Origin of the sequence: Mannheimia glucosida, from assembly GCF_046267875.1 — a bacterium.
Lineage (GTDB): Bacteria > Pseudomonadota > Gammaproteobacteria > Enterobacterales > Pasteurellaceae > Mannheimia > Mannheimia glucosida.
On record NZ_CP176502.1, the window covers coordinates 179,654 to 191,712 of the forward strand.

At 41.8% G+C, this 12,059-nt stretch carries 9 protein-coding genes; 5 read left to right on the forward strand and 4 right to left on the reverse strand.

All coding sequences use genetic code 11. The features are described from left to right. Positions 1 to 31 precede the first annotated feature (31 nt). The gene (locus ACJ7Z2_RS00960) at positions 32 to 3,049 is read right to left on the reverse strand and encodes a glycoside hydrolase family 2 TIM barrel-domain containing protein (protein ID WP_409500494.1); all 3,018 of its coding nucleotides are present in this window, start codon (positions 3,047 to 3,049) and stop codon (positions 32 to 34) included. Between the two features lie 175 nt (positions 3,050 to 3,224). Between ACJ7Z2_RS00960 and menB the strand changes: the two genes are divergently transcribed. The 4 genes from menB (at position 3,225) to ACJ7Z2_RS00980 (ending at position 8,017) form a co-directional block, all read left to right on the forward strand. Continuing rightward, a complete protein-coding gene (gene menB / locus ACJ7Z2_RS00965; RefSeq protein WP_006249501.1) occupies positions 3,225 to 4,082 on the forward strand; it encodes a 1,4-dihydroxy-2-naphthoyl-CoA synthase in 858 nt (285 codons plus the stop codon). Between the two features lie 82 nt (positions 4,083 to 4,164). Beyond that, positions 4,165 to 6,567 carry a penicillin-binding protein 1B gene (gene mrcB, locus ACJ7Z2_RS00970; RefSeq protein WP_409500495.1) on the forward strand — a complete coding sequence of 801 codons (2,403 nt, stop codon included), beginning with the start codon at positions 4,165 to 4,167 and terminating at the stop codon, positions 6,565 to 6,567. A 171-nt stretch (positions 6,568 to 6,738) separates the two neighbouring features. Then, a complete protein-coding gene (locus ACJ7Z2_RS00975) occupies positions 6,739 to 7,245 on the forward strand; it encodes a Dps family protein (protein ID WP_409500496.1) in 507 nt (168 codons plus the stop codon). 58 nt (positions 7,246 to 7,303) lie between these two features. After that, positions 7,304 to 8,017, forward strand: a complete 714-nt coding sequence (locus tag ACJ7Z2_RS00980; RefSeq protein ID WP_409500497.1) for a tRNA1(Val) (adenine(37)-N6)-methyltransferase — start codon at positions 7,304 to 7,306, stop codon at positions 8,015 to 8,017. A gap of 110 nt (positions 8,018 to 8,127) precedes the next feature. Here ACJ7Z2_RS00980 and ACJ7Z2_RS00985 read toward each other — a convergent pair whose 3' ends face one another. Then, positions 8,128 to 9,132: an ornithine carbamoyltransferase gene (locus tag ACJ7Z2_RS00985; protein ID WP_409500498.1), complete on the reverse strand. Its 1,005-nt coding sequence runs from the start codon at positions 9,130 to 9,132 to the stop codon at positions 8,128 to 8,130. 284 nt (positions 9,133 to 9,416) lie between these two features. On the opposite strand from ACJ7Z2_RS00985, the gene ACJ7Z2_RS00990 reads away from it, so the two are divergent. After that, positions 9,417 to 10,751 carry an anaerobic C4-dicarboxylate transporter gene (locus ACJ7Z2_RS00990; protein ID WP_409500499.1) on the forward strand — a complete coding sequence of 445 codons (1,335 nt, stop codon included), beginning with the start codon at positions 9,417 to 9,419 and terminating at the stop codon, positions 10,749 to 10,751. A gap of 80 nt (positions 10,752 to 10,831) precedes the next feature. Here the strand turns inward: ACJ7Z2_RS00990 and ACJ7Z2_RS00995 are convergent, their stop codons facing one another. After that, positions 10,832 to 11,242: a DoxX family protein gene (locus tag ACJ7Z2_RS00995; RefSeq protein WP_021279633.1), complete on the reverse strand. Its 411-nt coding sequence runs from the start codon at positions 11,240 to 11,242 to the stop codon at positions 10,832 to 10,834. A gap of 122 nt (positions 11,243 to 11,364) precedes the next feature. Then, entirely contained in the window at positions 11,365 to 12,042 is a 678-nt protein-coding gene (locus ACJ7Z2_RS01000) for a phosphoribosyltransferase family protein (RefSeq protein WP_126301165.1), read from the reverse strand. Between the last annotated feature and the right edge of the window lie 17 nt (positions 12,043 to 12,059).

The window sequence follows — 12,059 nt, forward strand, 5'->3', positions numbered from 1 at the left end:
CGTTCAAATTTAATTGAACGAGCATTTTTCGTTAAAAACTCAATTTGAGCAGCCACTCAAAATTGGTTTCATTTAACCGATACTGCTCTTTCAAGCTCGGGCCGCAGGAATTTGAACCGATACCGCTCATTTTGTAATCCACACACAATATCGTTGAGCCACTTTCTTGTAACTCATAACTATGGGTTTTAGTGGTCAACTCTTCCTGAGTATAAGACGAAAGGTTAAAGCTAAACGGCTGTTCCGCCACAATAGCGAGATCTTGTGCTTTCACATAATGCGTGCCGAAATGGCTACCGTTTTCTTGCGGTTTGAGGTAATCCGTGTGGTTTTCTCTCGCATTGAGGCGATAAATGCCGAGCTTTGCCAAATGGTGTTTATCAATATAACTTTCCCGCTCGCCATAGCCAAAATATTCTACTTGGTTATTGGCTTTATTGAGGAAGAAACGCAAACCAAAGCGAGGCAAAAACGGTAAATGTGGCGGGCGTTGGGCTTTGACTTTTATCGTGATTTCGCCTGTGGGCGAGATATGATAAACCACTTCCAGCGTTAAAATGCGGCTTTGAGCGGTAGCTACAATGCTACATTCCGCCACAATGGTAACGCCGTTTTCATCTTGGGTAAGCTCAGAACGATAAGCCCGTGTGTAGCATTTATCGTAACCTGCTTTTTGCCAAAACTCTCGAATTAAACGGTCGTTATCGGTTGGGGCTCGCCAAATATTGAAATCCAACGGTTGCTCAATTACCGCCTCGCCGTTTTTCTCAATCCGGCTGAAAATGCCTTTGAGTTTATCGAAAGTGTAGCGATAGTCGCCGTGTTGAATCTGCCATTCATTTGCAAAATCTTGCACAAAAATGACCGCTTGCGGGCGTGGCTCAAGGGCTGGAGCAACCATCGCTTGATTCAGCGTGATTTGATCAAAGCCTAAGTGATGCCCTTTTTCCAACAGAGCCGTGCTTTCATTTAAAGAATAATCAAGGGTTAAAAGCTGTAATTTTCCGTTAGGCTCGGGCAGAGTTATCGGTAAACAAGCGGTCTGATTTGGCTGACAATTTACCAAACATTGCCCTTGCAGGGTGGTTTCGCCGTTTTCGCTGAAACAGTAATGTACGGTGAGATAATCAGCTAAATCGGTGAAATCCAACTGATTTTTCAGCCAAATTTTGCCCGCTTTTAATTCAGCTCGCACCGGGCGGTTCACATTTTTCACTTCTAACAAATTACTGTGTGGCACACGCTGTTGGGAAACTAAGCCGTCCATACAGAAATTGCCATCGTGCAAGGTTTCGCCGAAATCGCCGCCATAGCCGTATTTTTCGGCATTTGGCTCGGAACTTGGAAGCAGTGGAGCGTGGTCACACCATTCCCACACAAAGCCACCGCACGCACCGCTGTAGCGTTGAAAGGTTTGCCAATAATCTTCCATATCTCCACTTGAATTGCCCATTGCGTGAGAATATTCACACAAGATAAAAGGTTTGTGGTTGGCAGGGTCGGCAAAATATTCCTCTAACCGCTCGGTGCTTGGGTACATCTCGCTGTATAAATCGAGGTTTGATAGATCGTTTTGATGTGCCGAATGTTGGTAAATTGAGCCTTCGTAGTGAGTTAAGCGGCTCGGATCCCGCTGTTTTACCCAACAGGCTGCGGCTTCAAAATTTTCACCAAAGCCGGATTCATTACCAAGTGACCAAATAATGACCGAAGTGCGGTTTTTGTCTCTTTCTACATTGGCAATGTTGCGATCTAAAATCGCCTGTTTGAACAGCGGATCTCTTGCAAAATAACAGAAATTATCGACCGCTTGTTGGCGAATTTCTTCCTGCTTGTTCGGGTTTGGCACATTGAGAAAAATGCTGTTTTCCGGGCTTTCAATATACACCGCACTGGAGCCGTGCGATTCAACATCACTTTCGGCAATCAGGTAAAAACCGAGCTGATCGCACAATTCACTAAACCACGGAGCGTTCGGGTAATGGGCGGTGCGAATGGCGTTGATGTTATGGGCTTTCATTAAGCGTAAATCCGCCAGTGCTTGCTCACGGCTAATGCTGTAGCCGGTTTTCGGGTCGGAATCGTGGCGGTTTACCCCTTTAAATTTAATCGGGGTGTTGTTGAATAGTAGCACGCCATTTTCCACACGGATCTGACGAAAGCCGATTTTTTGCTCGATGATTTCGTTTTGGTAGCTCAAGCGTAGGCTGTAGAGTGTCGGATCTTCAGCATTCCACAACTGTAAATTGCAAATTTCTTGGCAAAAATCACCGCTTGTTTGCTCGCAGACTAAGCGGTTTTCAGGGTCGAAAAGTTGAAAATGCACGGCTTCGGTTCGGGCGGAAAATTGTGTTTCCACCTTGAGTTCTGCCTTTGAAAGATCGGTGTTTAACTGGTAGCGGATAAAGAAATCTTGCAGGTAGTTTTGCTCACGTTCCAAAATATAGACATCACGGAAAATGCCCGACATTCGGAATTTGTCTTGATCTTCCAAATAACTGCCATCACACCATTTTAGTACCACCACGACGAGGCTGTTTTTGCCCTGTTTAAGCTGTTGAGTGATGTCAAATTCATTGGTGCTGTGGCTGATTTGTCCGTAGCCGACAAATTTGCCGTTTAAATAGACAAACAGGCACGAATCCACGCCCTCAAAATTCAGCAAATAGCGTTTGTTGGATTTGGGGTTAAACGTAATCTCACGCTGATACACTCCGCAAGGGTTTTGGTGTGGGACATAAGGCGGATCAAACGGAATCGGGTAATTGATATTAGTGTATTGATGGGCATCAAAGCCTTGAGTTTGCCAGTTAGACGGCACGGGGATTGTATGAGCAAATGTAACGTTGAGGAAATCCTCAGGCAGATCGTGCAGGCTTGGATAGAAATTAAAATTCCAATCGCCATTTAGCAAAGTAAAGAGTTCAGATTGTTCCCGTTCCAACTGATTCGGTGTTTGCCCTTTGGCAAACGGAATAAAATAAGCGTGGTGTGGCGTGGTATTAAGGTGCAACACGCTCGGGTCTTGGTAGTAATTCAGTAACGACATAAAAGCCCTATGATCAAAAAGATATAAATACGAATACTTTAATTCTCTTATAAAATAGGGCAATTAACTATGTGAAAAATTGTGAGGCGGATCACAAAATAATTTCCTCACCTTTTTCCTCCGATTCCGTTATAATCACAAGAATTTTTTATGTCATTTTTCAAGGAATTTACCAATGTTATATCCAAGCGAAGAATTTTTATATGCACCGGTTGAGTGGGTTGATCACAGCGAAGGTTACACCGATATTCGTTACCATAAATCAAAAGACGGTATCGCTAAAATCACCATTAATCGTCCGGAAGTGCGTAATGCTTTCCGTCCGCAAACGGTAAAAGAGATGATTGAAGCCTTTTCTGATGCCCGTTTTGATGAAAAAATCGGCGTCATCGTATTAACCGGTGAAGGCGAATATGCGTTCTGTGCCGGCGGCGACCAAAAAGTGCGTGGCGATTACGGCGGCTACAAAGATGAAAGCGGTGTGCATCACTTAAATGTGTTGGATTTCCAACGTGATATTCGTACCTGCCCGAAACCGGTGGTGGCAATGGTTGCCGGCTATGCGATTGGTGGTGGACACGTTTTACATATGTTATGTGATTTAACCATTGCGGCAGATAACGCCAAATTCGGTCAAACCGGCCCGAAAGTGGGGTCATTTGACGGCGGTTGGGGTGCAAGCTATATGGCACGTTTAGTCGGTCAGAAAAAAGCGCGTGAAATTTGGTTCTTATGCCGTCAATATAATGCACAAGAAGCGTTAGATATGGGCTTAATCAATACCGTTGTGCCTTATGCTGATTTAGAAAAAGAGACTGTGCGTTGGTGTCGTGAAATGCTACAAAACAGCCCGATTGCCTTACGTTGCTTAAAAGCAGCATTGAATGCAGATTGTGATGGGCAAGCTGGTCTGCAAGAGCTTGCTGGTAATGCAACAATGTTGTTCTATATGACAGAAGAAGGGCAAGAAGGACGCAATGCGTTCAACGAGAAACGTGAGCCGGACTTCAGCAAATTCCGCCGCAATCCATAATTGACGGCAAATACAAGCGGTTCGATTTTGCAAAAAATTTGCAAAAATCGACCGCTTACCTTTTCTAATTTAAGTTAATTTTATGTCAGATGTTGAGTTAAACGAGCAGAGCGAGCAAGAGCCTGAGCAAAAACCGAAAAATCGAAACTATTTCCTTTCAACCTTATTCAAAATTGGGGTGATCGGTGCTTGCAGTATGGCTTTTTACGGCATTTATTTAGACGGTAAAATCCGCAGCAAAATGGATGGGCAGATATGGGAATTACCGGCTGAGGTGTATGCTCGTATTGAAAGCATTAAAATTGAAGATAACTTGACACTCGAGCAAACCAAGCAGGCTTTGCTGGATAACGGCTATCGCCAAGTTTCTCAAGTTGCGACACCGGGCGATTTTAAAATTGAAGAAAATCAGCTGGTGTTGCTACGCCGTGCTTTCCCGTTTCCAGAGACACCGGAATCGCAACGAGTGCTACGTTTAACTTTCAAACAAGATAAATTAACTTATATTGAAGATTTGGTGCAGGGTAAGTTGATCGAGGAGTTCCGCTTGGATCCGAAATTACTGGCGCTGCTGCATTCCGATAGTGATGAAGAACGTCAAGCATTACGCTTACAACAATACCCTCGCTTGTTAATTGAATCGCTGATTTTAACCGAAGATCGCCGCTTTTATCAGCACGATGGGATTAGCCCAATCGGTATTGCCCGTGCATTAATCACTAACTACCAAGCCGGCAGAACGGTGCAAGGTGGGAGTACCTTAACGCAACAGTTAGTGAAAAACTTGTTCTTAAGCAATGAAAGATCTTTGGTGCGTAAGGTAAATGAAGCCTTAATGTCGGTAATTTTGGACTTTCGCTATGATAAAAACCGCATTTTAGAAACCTATCTCAACGAAATTTATTTAGGGCAGAACGGTAGCTACCAAATTCACGGTTTTGCCTTGGCAAGCCAATTCTATTTTGGTCGTCCGATCCAAGAGATTAGCTTAGACCAAATTGCGTTATTGGTGGGAATGGTAAAAGGTCCATCACTGTATAACCCGTGGCGAAATCCGCAAGGTGCGGTAGAGCGACGTAATGTGGTGTTGCGATTATTGCTGGATCATCAAGTGATCAATCAAGAACTTTACGATCTGTTAAGCTCCCGCCCGCTTAATATTCGTGAAAAAGGCACGATTTACCGTGAGCAACCTGCCTTTATGCAGGCATTAACCATTGATTTGAAAAATGAGTTAGGCGAAATTAAGTCAGCTCAACTTTCCGGTACTAAAATTTTTACGACCCTTGACCGTAAACAGCAACGTTCAGCCGAACAAGCAGTGATTACCGGTTTGGAAGATCTGGAAAGTAAAAATAAAAAAGTCAGCGATTTGCAATCGGCGATTGTCGTGGCGGAATACCGCACAGGTAAAGTGAGGGCGATAGTAGGAGACCGCTTAACCCAATTTGCCGGCTTTAACCGTGCGATTCAGTCAAAACGCCAAATTGGTTCTTTAGTCAAACCATCGGTTTATGCAATTGCCTTGGCACAGCCTGAATTATTCCGTTTAAATACACCGATCCAAAATAAACAAATTTCAATTAAGGTTGGTTCAACCTACTGGACACCCCGTAACTACGACCGCAGTTTTAGTGGCTCGGTGATGTTAATGGACGCCTTAGTCCGCTCTCTGAATATTCCAACGGTGAATATTGGTATGAAAGTTGGCTTAAAAAAAGTCATTGCCAAACAAAAAGAGATGGGCTGGGATAATGCAGAAATTCCACCTTACCCATCAACCTTGCTGGGTTCATATTCGATTTCGCCTTACGATGTAACACGTTCTTACCAAGTCATTGCTAACGAAGGGCTGAAAACGCCATTAACTACGATAGAGGCGATTATTTCGCACAATGGCGAAATGTTCTATCAGCGAGATAGCGGCAAAGTGAGCGAGCAGGTGCTTCCACCGGAAGCTGCGGTGCAAACAATGTATGCGATGCAGCAGGTTGTGGAACGAGGCACGGCTCGTAGCCTACAAAACGATTTTGCAAAATTAAAATTAGCCGGCAAAACCGGTACAACCAATAACGCTCGAGACACTTGGTTTGTGGGAATTGATGGCGAACACGTCACGACCGTCTGGCTGGGTAAAGATAACAATGGGGATACCAACCTCACCGGTTCAAGTGGTGCATTGTATGTGTATAAGCAATATCTTGAGAGAGCCTTGCCTCAGGCGTATAGATTACCGAAACTTAATACGATGCAATGGGTGGGGATTAATAGCTATGGTAGCTGGAATTGCGATAGTGGCAGACAAATTCCAGTTTGGCGAGATAAAGGTCAGCGTTATTGCACCAGTGCTGGTAATGTAGTGGCTACAGAAAAACCGAGTGTTTGGGATGCACTGTCGCTGAAAAAAGAAAATATAGAGGCTAAAGCAGAAGAAGCTGAAGGGAAGCAACCAATCCCTACTGAAGAAGTTGCACCAATTGAATAAAAATAAATTTGATAGCCATTATCATTCAAGATGTATATGTTGATAGGTTTTACCTATAAAAAGTATATATTATAACCATTTGCTAGTTTTCATTTTGGATTGTAATATAGTAATAAATTAAATAAGCAGTATCTAAAATTTTTCAAGATTAACAATTAAGAGGAGCATATTATGGCAATGTCAAATATCGGTTTAGATAAAGAAGTCGCAAAAAAATTAGCAGATGAGTTAAATGGTTTATTAGCTACTTACCAAGTGTTTTACACTAATGTACGTGGCTACCATTGGAACGTACGTGGTGTGAACTTCTTTGAATTACATGCAAAATTTGAAGAAATCTACGATGATTTAGTGACAAAAGTAGATGAAATTGCAGAACGTATTTTAACCTTAGGTCACACACCTCAAAATGCGTTCAGCCAATATTTAACCCAGTCACAAATTCAAGAACATATTGGTGTTTCAGCTGCACAAGAATGTTTACGTGGTACTTTAAATGGCTTCAAAACATTACTAGGACAACAACGTGAAATTCTTGCTCTAGCAAATGATGCAAACGATGAAGGTACTGCCTCTCAAATGAGTGATTACATCAAAGAACAAGAAAAATTAGTATGGATGTTCACTGCAGCTTGTGCTGAATGTTCAGACTACGCACAAGGTTGTTCTTGTAACTAAGTTGCAATAATATAATTAACCCCTGATAATTAAAGATTATCAGGGGTTAATTATTTAGATGGATATGTCGCAAGGATTTCAATTTAAGCAGTTTTTTATTCAGCACGACAAATGTGCTATGAAGGTGAATACGGATGGTATTTTATTAGGGGCGATTGCTCACCTAAAAGATTGTCAGAATATTTTAGATCTGGGTACAGGTTCTGGTTTAGTAGCACTTATGCTTGCTCAGAGAACAGATGATTATTGTCACATTACTGCATTGGAGCTTGAACCAAATGCTTACCAACAAGCGGTCGAAAATGCCCAAAATTCTGCATGGGCAAATCGGATTTCTGTTTTGCAAGGTGATGTGATGCAGCAGGTATTTGAACAGAAATTTGATTTGATTGTTAGTAACCCGCCTTATTTTGCAGATTCACTTGCAACTCGAACCTCAGAAAGAGATTTAGCTCGCTCAATTAGCCATTACAGCCACTTGAATTGGCTAGCAAAAGCAAAATCATGGTTAGCAGAGAACGGGAAAATTACACTGATTTTACCTATAGCAGCTGCAGAAAAATTAGTTGACCAAAGTGAACAAATTGGACTGTATTGTGTTGAACAATGGTTAATTTTTACCAAGAGCGGCAAATTGGCTAAACGCAGTATAGTGAGTTTTAGTTTAAACAAGCAAAAGCGTGAACATAAAGAGCTGATCATCTATGATCTAGATAATTGTTACACTACTGAGTTTAAAAGACTTACCCAAGATTTTTATTTGAATTTTTAATTTACTCCCCGGGTTAGTGTTTTCCACAAATCTTCTTCAGCTACGATGATCTAACCTTAAGCTAAAAAGCAGATTACCACCCAAGATAATCCGCTTTTTAGACTTAGCTATTATGCCAAACTTGCTACCATTACCGCTTTAATAGTGTGCATTCGATTTTCTGCTTGCTCGAATGCCACATTCATTGGCGATTCAAACACCTCTTCCGTTACTTCAATGCCGTTTGCCAGTGCAGGATATTTTTCGGCGATCTCTTTGCCGACTTTAGTTTCACTATTGTGGAACGCCGGTAAGCAGTGCATAAATTTCACTTTCGGGTTGCCGGTTGCTTGCATTAATTCAGAGGTTACTCGATAAGGCATCAATAACTCAATTCGCTCCCCCCAGCTCTCTAACGGCTCACCCATTGAAACCCAGACATCCGTATGCACAAAATCTACACCTTTGATTGCAGTCTCAATATCTTCAGTTACCGTCATTCTTGCCCCAGATTCCGCTGCAAATTTTTCACACATTTTCACGAATGATTCTTCCGGTAATAAGGCTTTCGGGGCGCAAATCCGCACGTCCATACCCAATTTCGCTCCAATCAATAGTAGCGAATTACCCATATTATTGCGAGCATCGCCGATATAGACATAACTGATTTGGCTAAGCGGTTTTTCGCAGTTTTCGATCATAGTTAGCACGTCCGCCAACATTTGAGTTGGGTGGAATTCATCGGTTAAACCGTTAAACACCGGCACACCTGCATAATCGGCAAGCTCTTGTACTACCGATTGTTTAAAGCCACGATATTGAATTGCATCATACATTCTACCTAGCACTCGGGCAGTGTCTTTCATTGATTCTTTATGCCCGATTTGCGAGGAGGTTGGATCAATATAGGTAACGTGAGCGCCTTGATCGTAAGCTGCCACTTCAAAGGCACAGCGTGTCCGGGTCGAGGTTTTCTCAAAAATTAAAGCGATATTTTTACCTTTTAATTTTTGCTGTTCTGTACCTGCATATTTCGCACGCTTTAAATCACGAGCCAAGTCTAATAAAAAGCGGATTTCACGCTCGGTGTGATTTACTAAACTTAATAAATGTCTGTTTTTTAAGTTAAATGCCATTTTGTTTCTCCCTGTAAACATTAAAATTTATTTTATGCAAAATAATTGCATAAAAATTCACCCATAGCAAACAGAATTTGCTTTTTCTTAGCTAAGATAAATAAAACTACCCCTAAATATAACGAATTGAAATTTTAGCATCTTGAAACGTAATCTCAAAACGAGTAAATTTGCTCATACTCCCCTTTATAGTTATTTATTTTTGATTTATTTCAAAGTAATAAAAAATAGCTAGGAGTAAACTCACACCTAGTAAATATCTTTTAATTTTTAATGAGGTTCTTATGCTTTATGCAGAATTTTTACTTTTATTAGCCTTTTTATATGCAGGTAGCCGTTACGGTGGCATCGGTTTAGGGGTGGTTTCCGGTATCGGCTTATTCGTTGAAGTGTTCTTCTTAGGAATGCCACTTTCCGCTCCGCCAATTAGCGTAATGCTTGTGATTTTGGCTGTAGTCACTTGTGCCTCTATTTTAGAAGCCGCTGGCGGTTTGAAATTTATGTTGCAAGTTGCCGAACGCATTTTGCGTAGCAACCCAAAACGTATTACCTTTCTTGGCCCACTTGTCACTTATCTGATGACCTTAATGCTCGGCACAGGGCATTCGGTTTACTCTATTATGCCGATTATCGGTGATATTGCCTTAAAAAATAAAATTCGCCCGGAACGCCCGATGGCAGCAGCCTCTGTTGCTTCACAATTAGGTATTACCGGTAGCCCACTTTCTGCTGCAGTTGCCTATTACTTAACCGAAATCGTTAAATTACCAGGCTTTGAAGGGGTGACTTTATTGAATGTAGTCGGCGTAACCATCACCGCAACCTTCTGTGGTGTGATTGCGATGTCATTATATAGCTTACGTCGTGGTAAAGAGTTGGAAGACGATCCTGAGTATCAACGCCGTATGCAAGACCCTGAGCTACGCAAACAAATCGAGCAAACGAGTGCAACATCTTTAGACGAAAAACTACCATCAAGTGCGAAAAACTCGGTTTATCTATTCTTAGCTGCTATTGCAACCATTGTGATTATTGCAATGATTCCATCCATTAAGCCAACTGTCGCAGCTACAGGCAAAGTTGCCGGTATGGATCAAATCATTCAAATCGTGATGTTAACTTTCGGTGGTTTAATCTTAATTTTAACCAAAACCGACCCGAAAAAAGTACCAAACGGTATTGTATTCAAATCCGGTATGGTAGCAACCATTGCAATTTTCGGGATTGCTTGGATGAGCGATACTTACTTTACCCACGCGATGCCGGCGTTCAAAGAAGGGGTAACAGAAATGGTTCGAGCCCAACCTTGGACATTCGCCTTCGCCTTGTTTGCGGTATCTGTAGTAGTAAACAGCCAAGCCGTAACCGCAAAAATGTTATTACCGGTAGGCATTGCAATGGGCTTGCCTGCTCCATTATTAGTTGGTTTAATGCCGGCAACTTATGCTTACTTCTTTATTCCGAATTATCCGTCTGATATCGCAACCGTTAACTTTGACGTAACCGGTACAACTAAAATCGGTAAATATTACTTCAACCACAGCTTTATGGCTCCGGGTTTAGTTGGCGTAATTACTGCCTGTATTGTCGGCATCGCTGTTGCAAATGTGCTAATTTAATTTTAACAAAAAAACAAGCGGTCAGATTAAGTAAATTTTTTACCAAATCTGACCGCTTGCTTATTTATCAAAATAACGAATTAGGCTTTATTAAAGAGTTTTGCATCTAACGAGTATTTTCCGCCACCGATAAAAATATAGGTTAAGAATAATACCGAATACACGCCTGCTAATTCACCGCCGTTTAATAAAGGTAATAGTACATTGCCTTGAGCTCCGTGAACAATGAAGAACGCGTATGCCATCATACCTGAAAGGATAAACGCTGTTTGGCGGGTAAATAGACCTAAAATAAAGAAAATTCCGCCCACAATTTCCAAAATACCGCCTACACCATAAATGGAGGCAAGGGGTACGCTGCCGTTTCCGTTGGTCATCGACATTGGAAATTCAAAAAACTTCGCAGTGCCGTGTAATAAAAACATATAACCGGCAACAACACGGGTGATTAAAAACGCTAAAGGTTGTAAATTTGTTAAAGTAGAGTTCATTTGCTTTCCTTAAAATAAATTGTGATATAAAGGTCAATTGATTGAGGCAGGCATTCTATTTTAAAAACCTACACTTCACAATCCAGCCGTTATGAAATAGATTATTTACCATTAATAAACAATTAAGCCCTCGCCAACACCCAAACTTGAATTTCCACTACCCCTGCTTTTAATAACTCGGCACAAATTGCATTTAAAGTTGAGCCGGTGGTAAGCACATCATCAACAATCGCCACTCGTTTATAGGCTTTTAACGGTTGATAGCAAAACGCCCCACGTAGATTTTTCCGCCGTTCAGCAGCGGTCAATTCTCTTTGTGAGACGGTTGCTCTTATACGTTGCAAACTCTGTGTATCCAGCGGAATCTGTAACCACTTTGCCAGCCAATTACACAATAATTCACTTTGATTAAACCCTCTTTTCCAATGCCGTTGCCAAAAAAGTGGCACAGGCATAATTACTTCAGGCAAGCTCAGAACTTGTTCCCGTTGAGCTTGCTTAATTGCCAGTAGTAATTGTCGGGCGAGGGCTTGATCCCACCAATACTGTTGCTGAAATTTGAATTGATGTACCCAATGCGAAAGCGGCGGTCGGTATTCATTTACCCTCACTAACTTATGCCATTTCGGTTCATTTTTTAAACAATATCCACAACTATTTCGATACTCCACCGCACTCATTCCGCAATGACGGCAATAAGGCGTAGGCTTTAGCAGTTTTTGGCAATGGCTGCAAACACCTTGCACACCAATAGCGAGTGGATTATCACAACGAAAGCAACGAAACCCAAAGAGATTCACATTTCCTCCTTTTATTT

Coding starts and splice junctions, on each gene's coding strand:
- ACJ7Z2_RS00960 (WP_409500494.1), bottom strand. CDS start 3,049: ATGTCGTTACTGAATTACTACCAAGACCCGAGCGTGTTGCACCTTAAT.
- menB (WP_006249501.1), top strand. CDS start 3,225: ATGTTATATCCAAGCGAAGAATTTTTATATGCACCGGTTGAGTGGGTT.
- mrcB (WP_409500495.1), top strand. CDS start 4,165: ATGTCAGATGTTGAGTTAAACGAGCAGAGCGAGCAAGAGCCTGAGCAA.
- ACJ7Z2_RS00975 (WP_409500496.1), top strand. CDS start 6,739: ATGGCAATGTCAAATATCGGTTTAGATAAAGAAGTCGCAAAAAAATTA.
- ACJ7Z2_RS00980 (WP_409500497.1), top strand. CDS start 7,304: ATGGATATGTCGCAAGGATTTCAATTTAAGCAGTTTTTTATTCAGCAC.
- ACJ7Z2_RS00985 (WP_409500498.1), bottom strand. CDS start 9,132: ATGGCATTTAACTTAAAAAACAGACATTTATTAAGTTTAGTAAATCAC.
- ACJ7Z2_RS00990 (WP_409500499.1), top strand. CDS start 9,417: ATGCTTTATGCAGAATTTTTACTTTTATTAGCCTTTTTATATGCAGGT.
- ACJ7Z2_RS00995 (WP_021279633.1), bottom strand. CDS start 11,242: ATGAACTCTACTTTAACAAATTTACAACCTTTAGCGTTTTTAATCACC.